Source organism: Amycolatopsis ponsaeliensis, from assembly GCF_030182635.1.
In the GTDB taxonomy this organism is placed as follows: domain Bacteria; phylum Actinomycetota; class Actinomycetes; order Mycobacteriales; family Pseudonocardiaceae; genus Amycolatopsis; species Amycolatopsis ponsaeliensis.
The window spans coordinates 60,018-82,645 of the sequence record NZ_JAPZLD010000044.1 but is presented as its reverse complement, the minus strand read 5'-3'; the positions used below and the strand labels follow the sequence as shown (position 1 = coordinate 82,645).

The 22,628-nt window shown below is 69.6% G+C and carries 11 protein-coding genes and 1 pseudogene; 4 read left to right on the top strand and 8 right to left on the bottom strand.

The window, feature by feature from the left end; genetic code table 11:
- Positions 1–349: 349 nt before the first annotated feature.
- The 4 genes from QQ657_RS44010 to QQ657_RS43995 are packed head-to-tail and all read right to left on the bottom strand — an operon-like array spanning position 350 to position 5,989.
- On the bottom strand, positions 350–1,606 hold the full coding sequence (locus QQ657_RS44010) for an ABC transporter substrate-binding protein (protein WP_284748324.1): 1,257 nt from the start codon (positions 1,604–1,606) through the stop codon (positions 350–352).
- Positions 1,603–4,230, bottom strand: a complete 2,628-nt coding sequence (locus QQ657_RS44005; protein ID WP_284748323.1) for an alpha-L-rhamnosidase — start codon at positions 4,228–4,230, stop codon at positions 1,603–1,605. Before QQ657_RS44005 ends, QQ657_RS44010 begins: the two co-directional genes overlap by 4 nt.
- Positions 4,227–5,048, bottom strand: a complete 822-nt coding sequence (locus tag QQ657_RS44000; protein ID WP_284748322.1) for a carbohydrate ABC transporter permease — start codon at positions 5,046–5,048, stop codon at positions 4,227–4,229. Before QQ657_RS44000 ends, QQ657_RS44005 begins: the two co-directional genes overlap by 4 nt.
- Complete coding sequence (locus QQ657_RS43995; RefSeq protein WP_284748321.1) at positions 5,045–5,989, bottom strand: carbohydrate ABC transporter permease; 945 nt, start codon at positions 5,987–5,989, stop codon at positions 5,045–5,047. Before QQ657_RS43995 ends, QQ657_RS44000 begins: the two co-directional genes overlap by 4 nt.
- A 170-nt stretch (positions 5,990–6,159) precedes the next feature.
- Between QQ657_RS43995 and QQ657_RS43990 the strand changes: the two genes are divergently transcribed.
- Positions 6,160–7,191 (top strand): LacI family DNA-binding transcriptional regulator, encoded by a 1,032-nt coding sequence (locus tag QQ657_RS43990; RefSeq protein ID WP_284748320.1) that lies wholly within the window; start codon positions 6,160–6,162, stop codon positions 7,189–7,191.
- Positions 7,192–7,486: 295 nt separating this feature from the next.
- On the opposite strand, the pseudogene QQ657_RS43985 reads toward QQ657_RS43990, so the two are convergent.
- Both QQ657_RS43985 and QQ657_RS43980 read right to left on the bottom strand, forming a co-directional pair.
- Positions 7,487–11,191 (bottom strand): annotated as a pseudogene (locus QQ657_RS43985) (family 78 glycoside hydrolase catalytic domain); the annotation flags it as partial.
- A gap of 226 nt (positions 11,192–11,417) precedes the next feature.
- Positions 11,418–12,440 (bottom strand): LacI family DNA-binding transcriptional regulator, encoded by a 1,023-nt coding sequence (locus QQ657_RS43980; RefSeq protein ID WP_284748339.1) that lies wholly within the window; start codon positions 12,438–12,440, stop codon positions 11,418–11,420.
- Positions 12,441–12,731: 291 nt separating this feature from the next.
- Between QQ657_RS43980 and QQ657_RS43975 the strand changes: the two genes are divergently transcribed.
- Together QQ657_RS43975 and QQ657_RS43970 are read left to right on the top strand one after the other, a co-directional pair.
- Positions 12,732–14,912, top strand: coding sequence for an alpha-L-rhamnosidase C-terminal domain-containing protein (locus QQ657_RS43975; protein WP_284748319.1), 2,181 nt, complete (start codon positions 12,732–12,734; stop codon positions 14,910–14,912).
- Positions 14,913–14,926: 14 nt separating this feature from the next.
- Positions 14,927–17,947, top strand: coding sequence for a glycosyl hydrolase (locus QQ657_RS43970; protein ID WP_284748318.1), 3,021 nt, complete (start codon positions 14,927–14,929; stop codon positions 17,945–17,947).
- 58 nt (positions 17,948–18,005) lie between these two features.
- Here QQ657_RS43970 and QQ657_RS43965 read toward each other — a convergent pair whose 3' ends face one another.
- Positions 18,006–18,986 carry an aldo/keto reductase gene (locus QQ657_RS43965; RefSeq protein ID WP_284748317.1) on the bottom strand — a complete coding sequence of 327 codons (981 nt, stop codon included), beginning with the start codon at positions 18,984–18,986 and terminating at the stop codon, positions 18,006–18,008.
- Between the two features lie 127 nt (positions 18,987–19,113).
- Between QQ657_RS43965 and QQ657_RS43960 the strand changes: the two genes are divergently transcribed.
- Positions 19,114–20,010, top strand: coding sequence for a helix-turn-helix transcriptional regulator (locus tag QQ657_RS43960; protein ID WP_284748316.1), 897 nt, complete (start codon positions 19,114–19,116; stop codon positions 20,008–20,010).
- Between the two features lie 28 nt (positions 20,011–20,038).
- Here the strand turns inward: QQ657_RS43960 and QQ657_RS43955 are convergent, their stop codons facing one another.
- Entirely contained in the window at positions 20,039–22,588 is a 2,550-nt protein-coding gene (locus QQ657_RS43955) for a beta-glucosidase family protein (protein WP_284748315.1), read from the bottom strand.
- Positions 22,589–22,628: the final 40 nt, after the last annotated feature.

Sequence of the window (22,628 nt, the reverse complement as noted above, 5' to 3'; positions counted from 1 at the left end):
GCTGGTTGCCGGGAGGCCCTGCTGACCGCAGACTCCGCGCGCTCAGTGTCGCAGGCACGCCTGTCTTCGCGATGACTGATTGATATCTTTCACCAGAACGGTCGGCCATCGCATACTGCCACCAACACGAAGGACTGGGGTCAGCGTGCCACTGGCCAGGTACTGCTTCCCCTCGCTGTCGACCCGACCGGCGGCACTACCTCGACCCGGCCAACGGGCTCCCCCCGGGCGACCCGGCCCGGATGACCGCCCGCATCATCGAGGGCGTCAGGACCGAACCCGCACCGCTGCGCATGGTCTTCGGCACGCAGGGCGCTCCAGTCGACCATCAAGACCCTGCAGGAGCGCATCAGGTCCCGGACTTGTAGTCCGCGTCCATCGCTGCCAGGACCTTGTCCGGGGTCGACTGCTTGCTGAAGACCTCCTGGATGCCGGTGAGCATCGTCTGCTGGACCTTCGGGTTGGGCCACAGCTGGTCCATGAACGGCACCGTCTTGTTCTGGTTGATGTACGTGGACAGCTCGGTGAGCGAGGGGTCGAGTTGGTAGCCGGTGTCGGCGAGGGCCGGGAGGCCGCCTTGCTTGCCGGCGAACAGGTTCATGCCCTGCGGGGACATCACGAAGCTGATGAACTTCATCGCCAGCTCCGGGTTCTTGGCCTTGGCGTTGACGCCATATCCTGCGCCGGCCGCAGCCGGGACGATGGTCTGCGAAGGATCATCGGTGGCCGGGACGGGCTTGAGGGTGAAGGTGCCGCTGGGGTTCTGCTTCTTCAGCAGCGAGATCACCCAGTTGCCCTGGATGATGCCCAGCGTCTTGCCGGTGGCGGCCAGTTTCTGGCTGGCCTCGTAGCTGGTGCCGAGCGGGTTCTCCTGGAAGCAGCCGGTCTGGTCCATCTCGCCGTATTTCGCGAACGCCGCCGCCCAGGGAGAGTTCGCGAAGGACGTCTGGCCGGCAGCCATCTTCTTCTCGAAGTCGCGGTCCTGGCCGTACACGAGCGTGGCGGCCAGCGGATACAGCGCGACCTGGGTGACCCAGTTGTCCTGGATGCCCAGCGCGAACGCCGGCGTGCCCTTCTCCTTGGCCGCGCGGCAGAACGCGAGCAGCTCGGTCCACGTCGTCGGCGCGGTGAGGCCGGCCTTGGTCATGGCGTCGGAGTTGTAGACGGCGCCGATGCCGTTGATCCCGTAGATCGCGTTGTACGTCTTGCCTTCGTACTGAGCGACGTCGCTGACCACCTTCGGGAACTTCGAGACCCACGGCTGGTCCGACAGATCCTTCAGGTAGCCGCCCTTGGCCAGGACCGTGCCGGTGCCGGGGTTGCCGTTGCCCGGCCACACCGACATCACGTCGGGGGCGGTGCCGGACGACAGCTGCGTGCGGATCTGCGCCTGGAACTGGTCGGCGCCGCTGGTCGTGAAGTTCACCTTCACCCCGGGGTTGGCCGCTTCGAACGCTTTGACGACGTCTTCGATGGATCCCTGGTCGACCGACGCGAGCGAGAGCGTCTGGTCGCCGGGGCCCGGATTGGCAGCGTTGGTACCTCCGCTGCAGGCGACCAGCGCGGCGCCGGTCGTCACGGCCAGCAGGACGTGGCGGATCTTCATAGCGACTCCTTCGTGAAGGAAGCGGTGACGACGTGGTGGCCGGAGGTCAGCCGGAGGGTGGTGCCGGTGCGGATCCCGCACTCGCTCGTGATGCTCGCCGGGTCGGTCGTGGGGACTTCCAGCACGGCGGTGGCCCCCGGCGGGACCACGGCGGTGACGGTGATCTGCTCGCCGTCGAGGGACCAGCCGCAGGCGACGCGACCACGCGCGGTTTCCTGCTCGGCTCGGGCCCAGGTCAGCGTCCCGCCGGGCAACGGGCGGAGCAGGAGCTCGGAGTAGGCGACGGAATCCGGGGCTTGGTCGATGCCGGCGACGCGGCCGAAGAGCCAGTCGCCGACGCTGCCGAGGCTGTAGTGGTTGAACGAGTTCATCGCGGCGGACTGGAAGCCGCCGTGCTCGGTCCAGCCGTCCCAGCGTTCCCAGATCGTGGTGGCGCCGTGCCGGATCGAGTAGCCCCAGGACGGGAATTCCTCCTGCTGCAGCAGGGCGTACGCGAGGTCGTCACGGCCGTGGTCGGCGAGCACCGGGCAGAGCAGCGCGACCCCGACAAACCCGGTCGTGAGCCGGTTGCCGCGCTTCTCGACGTCCGCGGCCAAGTGATCGACCGCGGCCGGCACCAGTTCGTCCGGCACGAGTCCGAACGCCAGCGCCAGCAGGTATGCGGTCTGAGTGCCGCCCTCGACGGTGCCGTCCTCGTCCACATAGGACTCGATGAACGCGGCGCGGATCGACGCGTGCAGGGCCCGGTGCTCGGCCGCGATGTCGGCTCGTCCCAGGACCTCGGCGGCGTCGGCGACGATCTGCGCGCTGCGGGCGAAGTACGCCGTGGAGAGCACGTCCCGGGGCGTGGTGACGTCGATCTGCAGCCAGTCGCCGTAGGAGTTGCCGGTCCGGTGCCGCCAGCGCAGGTCCGGGTTGTGGCGCTGGATGTGCGCGACCCAGGCGACCATCGCGGCGAAGCAGTTTTCCAGGACGCGTCGGTCACCGTAGGTGCGGTACAGGTGCCACGGGACGATCACCCCGGCGTCGCCCCAGGCCGGCGCGGCCTCGCGGGGCATCGCGATCCGCGGGGCGACGTCACCGAACGCGCCGTCGGCGTCCTGGCCGTCGACGACGTCGGCCAGCCAGCGGGCGAGGAACGCCGAGACGTCGGCGTTGCGGCCGGCGGTCGGGGCGAAGATCTGGGCGTCTCCGAGCCAGCCGAGGCGCTCGTCGCGCTGCGGGCAGTCGGTGGGCACCGCGACGAAGTTGCCCCGCTGGCCCCAGACGATATTGGCCTGCAGCTGGTTCACCATCGGGTCGGAGCACTCGAAGGTCCCGGTCCACGGCGTGTCGTTGTGCAGCACCCGGGCGATCAGGTCGTCCGCGGAGACGGCGTACCCGCGGACTTCCAGGTAGCGGAAGCCGTGCACAGTGAACCGCGGCTCGAACACCTCGACCGGTTCACCACCGGTGACGTAGCTGTCGGTCGCCGTGGCTCGCCGCAGGTTCGCGACGTACAGCTCGCCGTCGTCGAGGATCTCGGCGTGCCGCAGGACGATCCGCTGCCCGGGCGGGGTGTCGCGGACGGTCAGCCGCACCCGGCCGACGAGGTTCTGTCCGAAGTCGACGATGAACCGTCCGGCCGCTCGCTCGGTCACCGAGATCGGAAGCACTTCGCGGGTGACGCGGATCGGCGGATCGGGTTCCGCCACGAGCGGTCCCAGGTCGTCGTCGAGCACAGTCACCGGCCGGCCGGATCCGTCGACAACGGACGCGTCGACGTGCTCCCCCATCAGCAGATCCGCGGAGCGAACGACGCCAGGCCGCTCGGTCCAAGCGGGATCGGTGGCCACCACCTGCCTCGAGCCGTCGGCGAAGTCGACCACGAGCTGGGCGAGGAAACCCGGGTGGTCGCCGTAGTGGCGCGCGGGCCGGCGCTCGTCGAAGCCGACGAATCCGGACCACCAGCCGTCGGCGACGAGCGCGCCGAGAGCGTTCTTCCCTTTTCGCACCAATGAAGTGACGTCATAGGTCTGGCACTGGAGGCGATGGTGGTACTCGGTCCACCCCGGTGCCAGCTCGACGTCGCCGACGCGCTCCCCGTTCAGCGACGCCTCGTAGACGCCGTGCGCGGTGGCGTAAAAGCGGGCTCGCACCGGTTCCTGCGTCAATTCGAACTCCCGCCGCAGGTTCAGCGGCGGCTCGCCCTGCGGCTGGTTGTGGTCGGTCGGCGGGTCGAACACCGGCTGGGCAAGGGAGTCACGGCTGATCCACCGCGCGGTCCAGTCGTCGCGGTGCAGCAGGCCGGTCTCGAACCAGGTCTCCCCCGCACCCGCCGCGGCTCCGGTCTCGTCCCACAGCTCGACGCGCCAGTGGTAGCGGGTGGCCGAGCGCAGGACCGGTCCGTCCCAGGGCACGAGCACGCCGTCCCCGGCCTCCCGGCGCCCGCTGTCCCACAGCAGGCGCGCGGGGTCGTCGAGGTCGGCCGCGCGTTCGGCGGCGGTGATCCGGTAGGCGCTCTGCGCGGCGCCACGGCGGTCGCTCGCCAGCCGCCACGACAGCCGCGGGCGCGGCTCGCCCAGGCCGAGGGGCTCGTGGCGCTGCTCGGTCCGCAGTCCGTACGGGCTCAGCGTGTCCGTCATCCTTTGAGTCCTCCTGCGAAGCCGTTGATGATGCTGCGTTGCAGTGCGAAGTAGACGACCAGGATCGGCACGATGCTGATCACCAGTGCGGCGAAGATGAGGTTCCAGTCGGACACGTACTGGCCGACGAACCCGGCGATGGCGACCGGAAGGGTCTGCTGGGCGCCACCGCTGAGGTACAGCAGCGGGGTGAAGAAGTCGTTCCACACCGCGACCGCGTTGAGCACCAGCGCGGTGACGGTGACGGGTTTGAGCATCGGCAGGACGACATACCGGAAGCCCTGCAGCGTCGTGCAGCCGTCGATCAGCGCGGCGTCCTCGAAGTCGCGCGGGACCGCGCGCAGGAACCCGACGTACAGGAACGTCGTGAACGGCACCTGCAGCCCGGAGTAGAACAGGATCAGGGCCCACGGCGTGCCGAGCAGGCCGAGGTCGCGCATCGTCTGGTACAGCGGCAAAGCGGCCAGCTGGAACGGCAGGACCAGACCCAGCATGATCAGCAGGAACGTCCAGCGCGACCAGCGGGCGGCGATCCGGGCCAGCGGGTACGCCGCGAGCGCCGAGACGGCGAGGATGACGACCACCGAGCCGACGGTGACGAGCACGCTGTTGGCCAGCGCCCCGCCCAGCGCGCCTTGCTCCCAGGCCTGCGTGAAGTTGTCGAAGGTGGGCGAAGTGGTCGGCGCGATCGGGGACGAGGTGTCCGACGGCTGCCGGATGGCCAGGTTCACCAGCACGTACACCGGGAACGCGAAGACCAGCCCGACGGCGATCATCACCAGTTCCAGCGTCAGCGTGCGGCCGCGGTAGCGGTTCACGACACGGCCTTCTCGGCTCGCGACAGCCCGAGGTACTGCCCGGTCGACGCCACCGACACGATGACCGTCAGCACCACGGCCAGCGCGATGCTGTAGCCGAACTCCCCCAGTGTGAAGGCGTCCTTGTAGATCAGCGTCGAGAGCGTGTCGGTCGCGTGGCCCGGACCGCCGCCGGTGAGCGCGTAGACCTGGTCGAACAGCTTGATCCCGCCGATGATCGACAGCATCAGGTTGATCGTGAACGCCGGCGCGAGCAAGGGCCGCGTCACCGACCAGAAGCGCCGGACCGCCCCGGCGCCGTCGATCGCGGCCGCCTCGTGGATCTCGCGCGGGATCGACTGCAGTCCGGCCAGGAAGATGACCATCGAGTAGCCGGCGAACTGCCACACGATCACGCCGACCACCGACCACAGCGCGATGTCCGGGTCGCCCAGCCAGTCCTGCCGCCAGGAGTCCAGGCCCACGGCACCGAGCAGGCTGTTGACGGCGCCGTCCGGGCCGAGCAGGTTGCGCCACAGGTAGGCGGACACGATCGGCGTGACCACGGCCGGGGCGAACAGCAGGACCCGCAGCACGTTGCGGGACTTGATGATGCTGTTCACACCGAGGGCCAGCAGCAGCCCGACGCCGTTCTGGATCACCGTGATCGCCACGGCGATCACCAGCGTGTGCCCGACCGCCTGGGTGGCCGCGGGATCGTCGAGCATGTCCGCGAAGTTGCCGAAGCCGACCCAGGAGAAGACCGGTGACAGGCCGTCCCAGTCGGTGAACGCGTAGTAGACGCCCCGGGCACTGGGCACGAGCACCACGAAGGCGAACAGCAGCAACGCGGGTACGGTGAACCACCACGGCGGGGTCGCCCGCCGGCTCCCCCGGTCGCGCCGCCGCTCCGGCGGCACCGCGACCGCGTCCGCGCGTCGGGCCTTGATGGCGACAGTCATTGGCGCCCACCTCGTTTGAACGTTTCAACGTTGCGGCCGACGCATCGGCCCTGGTCGAGGATCTTTGGGTAACGTTGCCCACTGAAGGGTGCGGACGACTTTAAGAGTCGTCGGAGACCGCGTCAAGATACCTGGTGTCAGGCTTGCATGCGACAGGTAACGTTTCCCACATGGACCGTGCCGAGTCACAACGGCGGGTGACGATCGTCGACGTCGCCCGCCACGCAGGCGTCTCGACGACGGCGGCGTCGAAGGTACTGCGCAACGCCTACGGTGCGAGCCCGGCCATGCGGGAGAAGGTCCAGCGGGCGATCGAGGAGCTCGGCTACCGCCCCTACGCGGCGGCCCGGGGCCTGCGCGGCCAGACCTACACCATCGGCGTCATGCTCCCCGACATCCGCAACCCGTTCTTCCCCGACATCCTCGACGGCCTCACCGACACGCTGCGCGACACCGACTACCACGTGCTGCTCGGCCCCAGCTGCGACAACGAGAAGGACGAAGGCAAGCTCACCGACGCGATGGTCGACCGCGGCATGGACGGCCTCGTCCTCATCGCCCCGGTCATGTCGCACAGCCGCCTCGAACGCCTCGCCGCCACCATTCCCACGGTCGTGGTGGGGCGCCATTCCCGCTCGGAGCACTACGACACGGTGACCGACGACGACACGGTCGGCGCCGCGCTCGTCGTCGACCACCTCGCCGATCTCGGCCACCGCCGGATCGCCCACATCGAGCATCACGAGACCGACCCGGCCCGCCTCGCCGAAATGCCCAACGCGGTCCGCGCCGACGGCTACCGGAAAGCCATGCACGCCAGGGGCCTGGAAGCCGACATCGTCTCCACCAGCTACACCCAGGAGGGCGGTTACCTCGGCACGCAGCAGATCCTGGCTCGTGCCCAGCGCCCGACGGCCATCTTCGCCGGCGCCGACATCGTCGCCATGGGCGTGCTGACCGCTTTGTCCGAGGCAGGTCTGACCGTGCCCGAGGACGTCTCCCTCGCCGGCTACGACAACACCAGCTTCGCTGCCCTGGGACCGATCTCGCTCACCAGCGTCGACCAGGCGGGGCACCACATCGGCACCGACGCGGCGAGGCTGCTCTTGGAGCGCATCGCCGACCGCAACCGCCCGGCGTCCCAGGTGAAGCTCTCGCCGAAGCTGGTCCCCCGGCGCACCACCGCTCCCCCGCGCGCCTGAATCGTTCACGGCTCGCCGGTCGGCACGCGGCCAAGGCCTTTTCGATGGCCTCCACGATTTCGAGTGGCGTGTGGCTCAGCGGGTCCCGCAGCCGCCGGCCGGGCGTCCACCGCGTGGTGCGGCGGAACGCGGCGGCGCGGCCGGGGTCGATCGAGCTGATCGCCGCCAGGACTGCGTCGTACGCCTCGACATCGTCGATGATCGTGGCGAGGTCGCTGTCGAGTCCCAACGCGGTCCGCGTGCGGCGCGCCCGAGGATGGTTCTCCGTCCAGGTGTGCGTCCCACTGCCCACCTCGTGTTCCGCGCCGGACGGCAGCCGGACCGTGGCCCGCGTGTTCGGCGGGACCTCGACGTCGAACCGCACGAGGTCGCCCTCGCGGGACCAGCCGGCCGACGCCCGCCCGTACGGCGTTTCGTGCCACGCCGAAGCGTCGTCCAGCGCGTCGAGCAGGATCGGGACGATCCGGATGCGCCGGTAACCGGGTTCGGCGGGCGCGAGACCGGCCACGCACCGGTGCAGCCAGTCGGCGACCGCACCGAGCGCGTAGTGGTTGAACGACGTCATCTGGCCGGGGTTGATCGAGCCGTCCTCGAGCATCGAGTCCCAGCGCTCCCAGATGGTGGTGGCGCCCATGGTCACCGGGTAGAGCCACGACGGACACTCGGTCTGGACCAGCAGCCGCGACGCCGCGTCGGCGTGTCCGGTCTCCGTGAGCGCGTCGCAGATGATCGGGGTGCCGACGAACCCGGTGGCGATGTGATAGCCGTAAGCCCGGACGAGGTGCCGCAGCCGCTCCCCCATCGCGGCTTTCCGCTCGCCTTCCGCAAGACCGAAGACGATCGCGAGGGCGTAGGCCGTCGGCGCGTCCGACATCATCCGGCCGTTCGGCGTGATGTACGTGCTGCGGAACGCGTCCGCGATCCTCTGCGCGAGTTCGCCGTACCGGCGCGTCTCTTCTTCGCGGCCGAGTAGTGCAGCAGCCTGCGCGGTCAGCGAAGCCGAGCGGAAGTAGTAGGCCGTCGCGACTAGGCCGGCGTCGGTCTTGGCCTGGCCCGGCTGGTCGGGTGGGGCGTCCGGGTCGAGCCAGTCGCCGAACTGGACACCGTTCTCCCACAGCAAATCCGTCCGGTCCGTCACCGTGTCCACCCAGGCCGCCATGGCTTCGAAGCAAAGCGCGTCCCGGTCCCCGAAACGTTCGTGCAGGACCGTGGGCACGACGGTGATCGCGTCGCCCCAGGCCGCGACCGGCTCCGACTGTCCGGGCACCTGCGGGATGACGGCCGGGACCACCATCGGGACCACACCGCCGGCCGCTCGCTGCTCGGCAACGACATCTTCCAGCCACGAGCGCAGGAAGGCGTCGCAGTCGTAGAGGAACGACGCGGTCGGCGCGAAGACCTGGATGTCGCCGGTCCACCCGAGACGTTCGTCGCGCTGGGGGCAGTCGGTCGGGATCGACAGGAAGTTCCCGCGCATCCCCCACACCACGTTGTCGTGGAAGCGCTGCAGCAACGGGTGCGACGTGGCGAACCCGCCGGTGCGCGGCATGTCCGTGTGGACGACCGCGGCCGAGACCGCGGCCGGCGAGAATTCGCCGGGCCAGTTTTCGATTTCGACGTAGCGGAAGCCATGGAACGTCCAGGTTGGCTCCCACGTCTCCTCGCCTTCGCCGCTGAGGGTGTACCGATCTGTGGCCTCGGCGTTCCGCAGCGGCCGGGTGCCGAGTTCGCCGTGCTCCAGGACTTCGGCGTGGCGCAAAGTGATGGTGTGCCCGCGCGGTCCTGTGACGGTGAACCTGACCCAGCCGACGAGGTTCTGACCGAAGTCGAGCACCGTCCGGCCCGACGGGGTGGTCAGCACGTCCGCCACCGCCCGGCGCTCGATCACGCGCACCGGCGGGCTGGAGCGGGGTTCCGGCCGCACGTCCGGCACGTCGACCAGCGCGACCGGATTCCAGGAGCCGCCGCTGCGCCGCGCGTCGTACGTCTCGCCCTGGTAGATGCTCGCCGCGACGACCGGGCCGGGTGACCATCGCCAGCCCTCGTCGGTGGTCACCGTGGCGCTGGTGCCGTCCTCGTACTCGATCACCAGCTGGGCCGCCGCGGCGGGATTGCCGTCGTAGAACCGGCGTGCGGCGTCGCGGAACCCGAAGTTCTCGGTGTACCAACCACCCGCCAGCTCGATGCCGAGGGTGTTGGTGCCCTGGCGCAGATGTGCGGTCACGTCGTTGACGTCGTACGGAAGCCGCCACTGGTAGCTCGTCCAGCCGGGCTTCAGCACCGCGTCGTCGACCGCGGCACCGTTGAGGCGGACGTCGTAGGCACCGAACGCTGTCGCGTAGAGGAATGCCTGGCGAACAACGCCATGCACCTCGAACGTGGCGCGCAGCAAGTGGGGTTCGTCCGAACCGGATCCGACGAACCGCGCGCACCACTCGTCCGGACCGAGGAAGCCCGAAGTCACCTCGGCCGGTTCGCTCCATGCGGAAACCGACCCGTCGGCTCCCATGACCCGCACGCGGACACCCGCGGTCTCCCTCGGCCGCAAGGGATCGAACGGCCAAGCGACGAAGACCGAATCATCCCCCGCGATCGCAGCGGTCACGCGCGCCTCCGTGGTGACGAGCTCGACCTCCGCGCACGACTGGAGCCAATTCCTGTTCCGGCTCAATGTCTTCCACGACAGCTTCGGCGCCGAAGTGGTCACGAAGGGTTCGCCGAAGCCGATGCGGGGGGCTTGGACGGTGACGACGGGGTCACTCGTCATCGAAGAGCCTCCTTGGTGAGCGTGGCGCGGGATGGCGTGGCCGGTCCCGGGCCCGAGGAAGCCCGCAAGCGGCGGAGGATGACCGTGCCGATCAACCCGGAGACCACGGCGAACGCGGGTGAGCACGTAGTACAGGCCGGCTGGGCTCCACGCGATCAGCGCGGGCGTGACGAGCGCGAAGGCGGCGGCGAGGAAGCGGGCGATCGCGATCGTGAAACCCTGCACGGTCGCGCGGGCGTTGACCGGGAACGACTCCTGGGTCCAGATCTTGTACAGCGCCTCACCGATGAAGGGGAACGCGATGTTGTAGAGGACCAGGGCGGCGATCATCGCCGGCAGGACGACGCCGCCCGTGACGGCGATGAGCAGCTGGCAGGCGATGAAGACGACCACGCCCGCGGCGAAGAACCGGCTGCGCCACTTCGTGTCCGCGATGCGGGTGAACACGATCGTGCCGACGAGCCCGATCAGGGTCGTCCCGAACGACAGCCCCGTGGCGACGGTCTGCGTCGTGCCGCCGACGGTGACGAGGAAGTAGGTCTTGAACGACCCGAAGGTGTTGGCCACGAGGGTGAAGAAGAGGTAGAAGAGCGCGGTGAGGGCGATCAGGACGAGCGAGGTCCGGTTGCGGAGCAAGGTCGCGAGCGGCATGGCCTTGGCGGGGTCGATGCCCGCCGTCGCGTTCCGGGCCAGCGCTTCCTCTTCGAGCCGGTGGAACGGCGGGTAGAACGCCCGGAAGGCGAAGGTCGCGACCGCCAGGACCGCGAGCAGGCCGAAGATCATGCCGATGCCGGGGACCCCCAGACCGGAGACAGCGAAACCCAGGAGGGTCGCCACCACGACACCGACCGTCCACATGACGTGGGTGAAGGCGACGAGCCGTCCCTGCGTTCCCTCCGGAGCGCGCTCGGAGAGCACCGCGAGCGACGTCGGCAGGTCCGCTCCGGCGGCCACGCCGAGCACGATCACGCCCGCGACCAGCACGGACGCGTTCGGTGCCAGCGCGATCGCCGCGGCCGCGGCCGCGTACAGCAGGATCGTCAGGGAGAACATCCGCCCGCGGCCCACCAGGTCGGCCAGCCGTCCGCCGGCCAGCGAGCCGACGGCGATGAAGAGGGTCAGGGCGGAGCCGAGCACCCCGACGGTCCAGACGTCGAGGTCGAACGCCTTCTTCCAGAGCGCCAGGCCCAGGCCGACGGAGATGATCGCACCCGAATCCAGCAGCGAGGCCATGCCCGCGGCGATCGCGAGCATCCAGTGTCTGCGGTGCAGCACGGTGGCGTTCTCGGCCATGAGGTCTCCTTCACCGTCGAAGCAGCATGCCACCAGTGGTAACACGTTTTACCTCTGACGGCGGAGGCATCCAATCACATGAACTCCCATGACCGTCAAGACCACCAGTCGACTGAGGTAAAACGATTTAATAACACGGTCGGCGCCACCACCACCGGCGAGAAGATCACTGCCGGACGGTCGAGGCCCGGACCACCAGCTCAGGAGAGAACTCGATCTGCGGGCGGGGCAGGGCCACGCCGTCGCGGCCGGCGGCCGAGCCGAGCGCGTCGATCTCGGCGAAGAGCAGGTCGGCGACCGCGGTGCCGAGCTCCGCGTGCGGGGTCCGGATGGTGGTGAGCGGCACGATCGTGGACCGGGCGAACTCGATGTCGTCGTAACCGACCACGGCGATGTCGGCCGGCACGCTGACGACCTTCGACGACACGAAGGCCTGGACAACCCCGATGGCCAGCAGGTCGTTCGCGCAGAACAACGCGTCCGGGCGCGCCGCGGCCGGCCTGCTCGCGATCGCGTCGGCGCAGGCGATGCCGGCCTCGACCGAGCGCTCGGGCACCGGGATGACTTCCAGGGTGACGCCGGGCGCCGAGTGGATCGCCGACAGCGCGCCGTTGAGCCGGTCGGCCACCTGCTTCAGCTCGAGCGAGGAGGAGACGAACCCGATGCGCTTGCGACCCTGCTCGATCAGGTGGGTCGCGGCCAGCTTGCCGCCGGCGACGTGGTCGATCGACACCGATGCTTGCTCGGGCGATTCGGCGCGGCGGGCACTCAGGACGCTCGAGATGCCGAAGGAGCGCATCCGGGCCAGCTCGGCCTCGACGTTGCCGACCGGGGCGATGATGACTCCACTGACCTGCTGCTTGGCGAACAGCTGCAGGTAGCTGCGCTCACGTTGCTCGGATCCGGTGTCGTTCGCCATCAGCATGTACATGCCTTCGGCCGACACCCGTTGCTCGATGGCCGCGGCGATCTCGGGCGTGGTGGCCCCGGCCAGCTCGAAGGCGATGTAGCCGATCACCGGGCTCACGCCGGTCCGGAGGGTGCGGGCGGCGTCGTTCGGCACGAACCCGAGAGCGTCCACGGCCTGCTGGATCCGCTGCCGGGTGCTGTCGGACAGCTTGCGCGGCTTGTGGAAGTAGTTCGACACCGACGCCGGCGAGACCCTCGCCAGCTCGGCGACGTCGCGAATCGTGACCCTGTTCAGCCGACTTCCTCTCGCGACGCCGTGGACCTCTGCGGTTCATGTTAGTGCAGACGCGTGAATCCGGGTCCGCCCGCTGACCTGGGCGGACGCCGCGTGCGCGTCCGGTATCGGACAAACGCTTGCCCGCGGCCCCGGCGCGTCCCCAAGATTTCCCCCTGGCCCGCGTCCCCGGCCGCACCCTCCGAAGACCTCCGCTCGACGAGGAGAGAGGCACAGGAATTGAAACGATTCACCACTGCGGGAGCAGCCCGACTGCGCCGACTGGCGACCGTCGGAGTGCTCGCTGCCATCACCACCGTCCTCGCCGCCACGCCCGGACAAGCGTTCCAGATCGGGTCGCGCGGGCCGGACACCTCGGCCTGGAAGTCCTATGTGCTCGGACCGTCCGCCCCCGACGTCCACCCGGTCCGCGCCGAAGGCCGAGGTGACGTCACCCATCCCGAGTCCCTGCTGAGGCCCCATGGGCCGGCGACCACGCTCACGACCGTGGCGGGCCGTACCCCGGCTTCGGTTCTGCTCGACTTCGGCAAGGAGGTCGGCGGCACGCCGTACCTCGACCTCACCCGGGTCACCGGCTCCCCCACCGTCACCCTGTTCACCGCCGAAGCGCGCCAGTACATCCGCACGCCGGCCGCGACGACCGTCTCGGCGGCGGTCCCCAGCGGGTCGGCGCAGATCCCGCTGGCTTCCGCGGCGAACCTCGAGGCCGGGAACACGATCACGTTCACGACCGCGGGAAGCAAGCCGGTCACGCGCACCATCACCGCCTTCGACACCACGGCCCGCACCGTGACGGTCACGCCCGCGCTGTCCGCCGACCTTCCGGTGGGAACCACCGTCTCGTCGTCGCCGGGCGCCCCGAGTTCGGACGAGTCCCGCGGCCTCGCCGGCGTCGGCGGGCCGGACACCTTCCAGCCCACCGCGGCCGGGCGGCTGACCGGCGGTTTCCACGGCGGCTTCCGGTTCGCGCTGCTCACCGTCTCCTCCCCCGGCAGCATCAGCCTCTCCGGCCTGGGCGTGAACTTCCAGGCCTTCCGCGCCACCCCGGCCGATTACCAGGGCTGGTTCCTCTCCAGCGACGACCAGCTCAACAAGATGTGGTACTCCGGCGCCTACACGCTGCAGATGAACCTCAAAATGCCCGGCCTCAACGGCCTCCCGGACGCGCGGATCTACGACGGCGCGAAGCGCGACCGCAGCATCTGGACCGGTGACCTCCTGGTCCAGATTCCCACCCTGCTGACCAGCCTCGGCAACGCCGGGGCGCCCTACGTGAAGTCCTCACTCGACACGCTGCTGGCGACCCAGCGCGCTGACGGGGCGTTCCCCGGTTCGCCGGACTTCTCGAAGCGCACCAACCCCGCGGGCTCGCCGCTCTTCTACTCCAACAACTACTCCGGCTACGGGCTCCGCGCCTTCGTCGACTACTACCGCTACACCGGCGACACGGCCTACATCACCGCCGCACTACCCGCGCTGCGCAGGGAACTTGCCTACAACAACAGCTTCCTCAACACCGACAACCTCGTCGTCTCCAACGACCGCGACTACTGGCAGGCGACGCAGACCGGGGAAGTCACCAAGTACAGCATCGACTACTACATCGTCCTGCGTGAGATGTCGTGGCTCGAGCGCACCGTCGGGTCTCCGGATCTGGCGAACGGCTACGACGCCAAGGCCGACGCGATCAAGACTGCTGTCACCGGCAAGCTCTGGAACCCGGCGCTGGGCGCGTACGGGCAGAGCAGCACCAATCCGAACGTTCTCGTCGAAGACGCCAACGCCCTCGCACTCCAGTACGGATTCGTCGCGCCCGAACGGCAGGCGAGCGTCCTCGCCGCGCTGAAGACGCTCTGGACGCCCTACGGCGCCATCATGGGCCCCGGCCTGCAGGACCCGACCGGGCACACCATCGAGCCGTTCGGCAACGGCATGGAGACGGCCGGCCGGTTCACCACCGGTGACGTCGCCGGGGCACTGGACCTCATACGGCGCACCTGGGGTCCCATGGTCGACCAGCGGAACCCGCTCTACACGGGCGCGTTCTGGGAGTTCAAGAACAGCACCGGCACCGTCAACCGCGCGACGGCCAGCCTCGCGCACGGCTGGGCCGCGTCGCCGTCCGTTCAGCTGACCGAGCAGCTTCTCGGGGTCAAGCCGGTCGGCGCCGGCTACCGGACCTGGAGCATCGCGCCGAATCCCGGCACGGTGCGCTCGGCCGCCGGTGCCGTCCCGACCGCCTACGGAACCATCAAGACACAGTGGACCAACGATCCGCACTCCGGGCGGTTCACGCTCACCGTGCAGGCGCCCCCGAACACCTCGGGAACCATCACGGTCCCCGTCGGTCGAGGCTCGGTGGTCACCGTGAACGGCCGCAACCTCAAGTCGTCCAACGGATCCACGACCTTGACCGTGCCGGGCGGCACCTACCGGATCACCGTGGCCCAGCACTGAAACGGAGGTGTGAAATGTTCTTGTCCGCAACACCGAGAAGACGCCTGGCGTCGCTCGTGACCGCCGGGATTTCCGTCCTGGCCGTGGTGACCGTGGTTCCCGCGGCCGGCGCGGAACAGGGTTCCGGCACGTCAGCCGGAATCGACTCCCTGCAACCGCCGGCCGGCGGCCTCTCCCCCGCGCAGTTCGCGCACCCGGACACTCGATTCAAGCCGGCCATGCGCTGGTGGTGGCAGAAACCCCTCGACGACACCGAAGCGCAGCGCGAGCTTCAAGTGATCACCGACGCCGGGTTCGGCGAGATCGAGATCGCCTTCTCCGCCGGCGCGTGGGCCACCGACGACCAGCGCGCCATCCTCGGCCACGTCCTGGACAAGGCCGCCCAGCTCGGCATCAAGATCTCGATGACCATGGGCGCTGCCTGGCCGGTGCAGACCCCGGGCACCGGCGCCGGATCAGGTTTCGCCTCTCAGGAGCTGCAGTACGGCCGCGTCCACCTGCCCGGTGGGCAAAGCTTCTCCGGTGCCGTCACGCCGCCGATCGACGCGGCCCAGCAGCCGCAGGCCCGGAAGCTCGTCGCGGTTACCGCGGCCCGGGTGGTCGACGCCGGCCCCGACGTCACGACACCCGGGCAGCCACCGGCGAAGTCGACCGTGCTCGATCCCTCGTCGCTGACCGACCTGACCGCCCAGGTGAAGGACGGCAACCTCACGTGGCGCGCCCCGGGTGGCGGCAACTGGGACCTGTTCGCCTTCTGGTCTCGCGAGAACAAGGGCAACTACACCAACCCCCTCGACGCCGATGCCTCACGCAAGGCCGCCCAGGACCTCGACCGGATCCAGATCGGCCAGGACAACGCTCCGAAGCTGCGGAAGGCGGGCGCGGACCTGTTCGAGGACTCCCTCGAGCTGCACGCCACGTCCATCTTCTGGACTCCGAAGATGCAAGCCGAGTTCCGCGGTCGCCGCGGCTACGACATGGCCAAGTACCTGCCGATGATGTTCGTCCAGGGTGAGTCGGACTTCCCGGTCCCGCCGAAGGAACCGAACCCCGACTTCGCGTTGTCCGACGGTTCGGCGGGCAAGATCCGCCACGACTACTACGAGACGCTGACCGATCTGTACATCGGCAACCACCTGCAGGTGTTCCAGGACTGGGCGAAGCAGTACGGCATGCAGTACAAGGCCCAGGCCGCCTACCTGCAGGACCTGGAGCCGATCCGCAGTTTCCGTTCCCTGCAGAGCTTCGGGGCTCGTTCGGAAACGGAGTCTCTCGACGCCGGCGAGAACCTCCCCATCTCGACGGACGACCCGGCGTGGCGGAACTCCCTGGCGTTCCAGCAGACGATCGCGTCCGGTGTGCACCAGGCGGGCGGAGATCTGCTGAGCGTCGAGCTCGGCGCGTTCTTCAAGCCCGCCTACAGCATGAACCTCGACAACTACCGTGATCTGATGGGCAAGGAGTGGGCCGCGGGCGTGTCCCAGCCGTTCATCCACGGCTTCGCGCTCCAAACCGCCGGCGCGGCGTGGCCGGGCACGACGCGCTTCGGCGAGACGGTCACCGACAGCTGGAACGACAAGAACTTCCCGCAGTGGTCGAGCTGGGCCACGCTCAACGGCTACTTCGCCCGGGGGACCAGCGTGCTGGAGACCGGGACGGCGAAGACCGATGTCGCGGTCTACAGCGACTCGTTCCTGTCCCCGCGCGGGAGCCAGTCGCCGTTCGACGCTCAGAGGCTCGAGGAGCAGGGCTTCTCCGTCGAGTACCTCGACCCGCAGGGGCTGGCGCGGGATTCCCGTCCGGCCAACGGTGAGCTGTTCCCGGGCACCAGTGGTTACCACGCGCTGGTGGTCGATCAGCGGTCGATCGGCCATGACGCGGCTGCCGCGATCCTGCGTGCCGCCCAGGCCGGGGTCCGGGTCGTGTTCGTCGGCGCTTTGCCCGACCACGACACGACTTTCGCTTCAGGCGGCCGTGGTGATGCCGATGTCAGGAACAGCGTCGCCGAGACGCTGAAGCAGCCTTCGGTCGCACGGGTGGCGTCGCAGAACGACGTCGCGGGTGCGTTGAAGCGGCTCGGTCTCGCCCCTCGGGTCGCGTCCGGCGGCACGCAGGTCCTGTCCCAGTGGCGGGACGTGAAGGGCGGGGCGTACGCGTACTTGTACAACCCGAGCGACCACCCGGTGACGTTCACGCCGTCCTTCGGGGTCCAGGGCGTGCCGTCCGAGATGAACCTGTGGGACGGCTCGATCTCGTCGCTTGCCCAGTACACGACCGGAAACGGGCGTACGGCGTTGCCGATGACGTTGCAGGGTGGCGAGGGCAAGGTGATCGCGATCGACAAGGACGCCCGGCCCGCGGTGCACGTCGTCGGCGACACAGCGCCCGAGGACGGTCAGCTGGCCATCAGCGGCGGGAAGATCGTCTTCCGGGCCACCGAGTCGGGCACGCAGACGTTCCGGCTGTCCAACGGCCGCACGATCGACGTCACCGCCGAGGTCCCCAGCGACGACCGGCCGCTGTCCGGGCCGCCGTCGTCGCGGCCATCGGTCATCGAGGTGTGGAGCCCGTGGTCGCTGTCGGTCAAGACGGTGAATCCGTCCGGTGGCGCGACGGTGTCGGTGCCGAGTGGTCTCGGTGACTCGCAGTTCCAGCAGTTCCGGCTGAAGGACTGGCGGGACATCACCGAGCTCAACGGTGAGTCCGGAGTCGGCACCTACACGGCGACGACCACGCTGCCCGACGGCTGGCGCGCTTCGGGAGGCGTCCTGCTGGATCTCGGGCACGTCGACGGGACGGCCGACATCTCGGTCAACGGGCAGGTGGTCGGCACCCAGGTCACCGATGGTCTGCAGTGGGACATCGGCCGCCGGCTGCATCCTGGGACGAACACCGTCCAGATCACGGTGCGGACGACGTTGCGCAACGCGGTGTCGAAGTACGACAAGAGGTCGACGGCGAGCCAGCCGTACGGCCTTCGCGGGCCGGTGACGCTGACGCCCTGGCGTGATGCTGTCGTCTACGGCGGAAGGTAGCCACGCCCGGCCGAGTTCCCGAGGGGGCGCCGATCGATCCGGCGCCCCCTCGGTCTGTTCAGCGGTCGATGGCGGCCATGTTCGCGTCGTCGTGGCGGGCCCCGACGGCGGGTGTCAGCCGGTCGAGCCGCGCGAGCTGGTCGGCGGTGAGGACGACGGCGTCGGCGGCGGTGTTCTCCTCGACACGAGCGACCCGCCGAGTGCCGGGGATGGGAGCGATGTCGCCGCCCTGGGCCAGCAGCCAGGCCAAGGCGACCTGCGCCGGTGTGGCGCCGGCCTCGTTCCCGATCGCTCGGACCTCGTCCACCAGCCGCAAGTTCCGGGTGAAGGCCTCCCCGACGAACCGCGGGTTGGTCTTGCGCCAGTCGTCGTCGGGAATGTCGGCGGGCGAGCGCAGCTGCCCGGTGAGGAACCCGTGCCCCAGCGGCGAGTAGGGCACGAACCCGATACCAAGACCGCGCAGCAGCGGCAGGAGCTCGGCTTCGGGGTCACGGGTCCACAGCGAGTACTCGGTCTGCAGCGCCGCCAGCGGATGCACCGCGTGGGCGCGGCGAATCGTCTCCGGCGACGCCTCGGACAGCCCGATGTGCCGGACCTTGCCCTCGGCGACCAGCTCGGCCAGCGCGCCCACGGTCTCCTCGATCGGAGTGGCCCGGTCGACCCGGTGCTGGTAGTAGAGGTCGATCCGGTCGGTGCCCAGCCGCTTCAGCGAGCCCTCGACCGCGGCCTTCACGTTCGCCGCGCCGCTGTCGACGGTGCCGGGCCCGCCACCGGAGTGCGAGACCAAACCGAACTTCGTCGCGATGACGACCTCGTCGCGACGACCGGCGATGGCCTTCCCGACGACCTCCTCGCTGTGGAACGGGCCGTAGATCTCGGCGGTGTCGATGTGGGTGACACCCAGCTCCAGCGCGCGGTGGATGGTGCGGATCGACTCGGCGTCGTCCAGGCCGCCGCCGGAGGTGTAGGTCCCGGCCATGGTCATGGCGCCCAGCCCGATCCGGGACACCTCCAGGGCGCCCAGGGAAGCGTGCTTCATCAACTAGCTCCTTCGTCGGTGGTGGTGACTCCAGGAGACGCTGTGTGAAACAGCTGAGACAGGACCTGCCGAAAGAGGTACTCGCAGTGACCCTTTAGGGGCCGGGCGGCCGTCTACGCTCGATGTCATGGACGAGAAGGAGGCAGCGCGCGCGGCGGTCCGCGAGTTCCTCAGCACGCGCCGCGACCGGATCACCCCGGGCGACGCGGGCCTGCCGACGACCGGGACCCGGCGCCGGGTGAAGGGCCTGCGGCGCGAGGAAGTGGCGTTGCTGGCCGGGGTCAGCCCGGAGTACTACATCCGGCTCGAGCGCGGCCAGGCCACCGGTCCCTCGGCCGGGGTCGTCGAGTCCGTCGCGTCCGTGCTGCGTCTCGACGACGACGAACGCGCCCACCTCGATCGGTTGCTCGCGGCGCTCACCCCCGAGGCCCGCAAGCGCCGCGCGACGGCCGTCAAGGACGGCGTCCGGCCCGGGATCCGGGTGCTGCTGGACTCGATCGAGCACCTCCCGGCCGTCGTGTTCAGCAGCCGGCTCGACGTGCTCGCCGTCAACGACCTCGGACGCGCCCTGTACGGGCCGATGTTCGACCATGACGGCCCGGTGAACTCGGCGCACTTCCTGTTCCTGGAGGAGCCCGCCGCCCGGCACCTGTTCCCCGAGTGGGAACGCATCGCCGACGACACCGTGTCCATCCTGCGCATCGAGGCGGGCCGGCGCCCAAACGACCCGGCCCTGATCGCCCTCATCGGCCGGCTCTCGACCCGCAGCCAGGCCTTCCGCGTCCGTTGGGCCGCCCACGACGTCAAGACGCACCGGGCGGGCACCAAGACCTTCCGGCACCCCCTGCTCGGCGAACTCACCCTGCCGTTCGAGAACCTCACGGTCGACGCAGCCGGGGACCAGGTCCTGACCGTCTTCACCCCGCCGCCCGGCTCACCGGAACACGACGCGATCAGGCTGCTGGCCAGCTGGAACGCCCACGCGTCGATCCCCGGCGAAGCCGCGCGCTCCCCGGACAGCTGAGGGAAGCAGCGCGGCCGGGCAGACCTGGTCAGGACAGCGTGATGCGACTCCGGAGCGGGAGATCCGCCGACGAGGTACCCACCCCGACCGTGTAGTCCCCCGGTACCACGGTCCACCCGGTACCCGAGTTCAACCAGACCGCAAGTTCGTCTCGCGGCACCTCGAGTGTCACCGTCGTGCTCTGACCAGGCTTCAATCCCACCTTCGCGAACGCCTTGAGCTGCTGAGCAGGCTCCTGCGCCGCGTCCGGAGCCGCGACGTAGAGCTGGACGACCTCCGAACCGACTCGGCGGCCGGTGTTGATGACCGAAGCCTGAGCACGCAACCCATCCGGCGTCCGGGACACCCGAAGATCACCGAGCCGGAAGGTCGTGTACGACAACCCGAACCCGAACGGGAACAGCGGCTTCTCGCCGGTGTGCTGGTACCAGCGGTACCCGATGGTCAGACCCTCGTCGTAGAAGACGTGCACTCCGTCGCCGGGGAACTCGACGCCCGTCTTCGCCGGGCCCTGCTGATCCGACGCCGGGAACGTCTCCGGGAGCCGGCCGCCCGGCTCCGCGTCGCCGAACAGCATCGCCGCGACCGCGTTGCCCTGCTCCTGCCCCGCGTACCAGTTCGCGATGACGCCCTTCACCTTCCCGAGCCACGGCATCAGCACCGCGCCCGAGGTGTTGAGCACGACCACCGTCCGGGGGTTGGCCGCGGCCACGGCCGCGACGAGATCGTTCTGGTCGGCCGGCAACGCCAGCGTCGAGCGGTCCATGCCCTCGCTGGTGACGTCGGCGAGGACCACGACGGCCACGTCCGCCGCGCGTGCCGCGGCAGCCGCCTCCCGGTGCAGTCGGTCGTACCCGGCCTGGGAGCCGAGCACCAGAGACACGCGCGGCGCGCGTCCGCTGGCGGGCGCACCCGAGACGTAGGTGACTTCGATGGCGTGGTCGCCCGCGGTCAGCGTGACGAACCCGTTCCGGACGGATTCCCGCCCGGGCAGGTAGGTGAGCACGACCTTGCCGTCGATGCTCACCGTGGTCAGCCCACCCGCGGTGAGGCTGAACCGGTACGCGGCCGCGTCGGTGTGGAAAGTACCGGTGTAGCGCGCCGACCACCCGTCCGTCTGGCTCGCTACCGCTGCCGGTACCGCGGTGACGTTCAGGTTCGGGATGGTCTCCGTGCCCAGCGGGTCGCCCGTCAGATCCGTGGACGCGTAGTACGTGACCGTCAGTCCGGCGCCGAACGCCGATGCCGGGACGACCGGCAACGCCGCGATCCCGAGCGTGCCCCGCGCGTACGTCACCGGGATCGACCCGGCTCGCGCGCGAATCCCCGCCAGCGGAGTCACGACCGGGCCGTTGGACGTGACGCTGCCGGAGCCGCCGCCGTGGGTCTGGGCTCCCGCGTCGGCGGCGTCGCCGATGACCGCGATGCCGCGCGGACGGGCCAGCGGCAGGACACCGTCGTTCTTGAGCAGCACACTGCCTTCGACGCCGATGCGGCGCGCCAGGTCGAGGTGCGCCGGGGTGGAAACCACCGTGTCGACGACCGTGGCCGGATCGGGCAGGGGGTGGTCGAACAGCCCGACGCGGATCATCGGCGTCAGGACCTGGGTCACCATGGTGTCCAGCTGTGCTTCGCTGACGCTGCCGTTCTGCACCGCCGCCTTGAGCGCGTCACCGAGGTAGGTGCCGCCCGGCATCTCGGTGTCCGAGCCGGCTTTGGCGGTCTGGACGGTGCTGTGGGTGCCACCCCAGTCCGACATTACCCAGCCGTCGTAGCCCCACGCGTCGCGCAGGGTGTCCTGCACGTCGAGCCGGTTCTCGTGCGCCCACGTCCCGTTGACCTTGTTGTAGGAGGTCATGACGGCGCCGCTCCCGCCCTGCTGCACCGCGGCGCGGAACCCCGGGAAGTAGATCTCCTGCAAGGCGCGCTCGGACACGACGACGTCGATCGAGTTGCGCAGGATCTCCTGGTTGTTGGCCGCGAAGTGCTTCACCGTCGACATGACGTGGTTGGCCTGGATGCCGCGGATGGTCGCCGCGGCGAGCTGCCCGTTCAGGAAGGGGTCTTCGGTGTAGGTCTCGAACGACCGGCCCCAGTGTGGCAGCCGCAGGATGTTGATGCAGGGCGCCAACGCGACGTTGTGGCCCTTGGCGGCCTGCTCGGCGCCGTAAGCCTTGCCGTAGTCCGTTGCGGTGCCGGGGTTCCAGGTGGCGGCGAGCGCCTTGGAGTCCGGCCACTGCGTGACGCCGACGGAGCCGTTGCCGACCCCGCTGGGCCCGTCGGCCAGCCGCAGCGCCGGGATGCCGAGCCTGGTGTTGGCCGGGATGTGGCCGGTGAAGCCTCTCGTGGCGGGAATGCCATGGCAGTAAACGATCTTCTCGTCGAGCGTCATCCGGGACACCAGCTGGCGAGCCCGTTTGACGGCCGCCTGCGACTCCGCGGACACAGCGGGTGCGGCAGCGAGCGCACCGCCCAGCGGCGCGCCTTCCGCCAAGCCGGTGGGCGTCACGGCCACGACGCCCGCCGCGGCCACCCCCGCTCCCGACCACTTCAACATCGACCGACGGGTGACATCCATCTGAACACTCCTTTGTGCGGATGGGATCGGATCGCGGCGG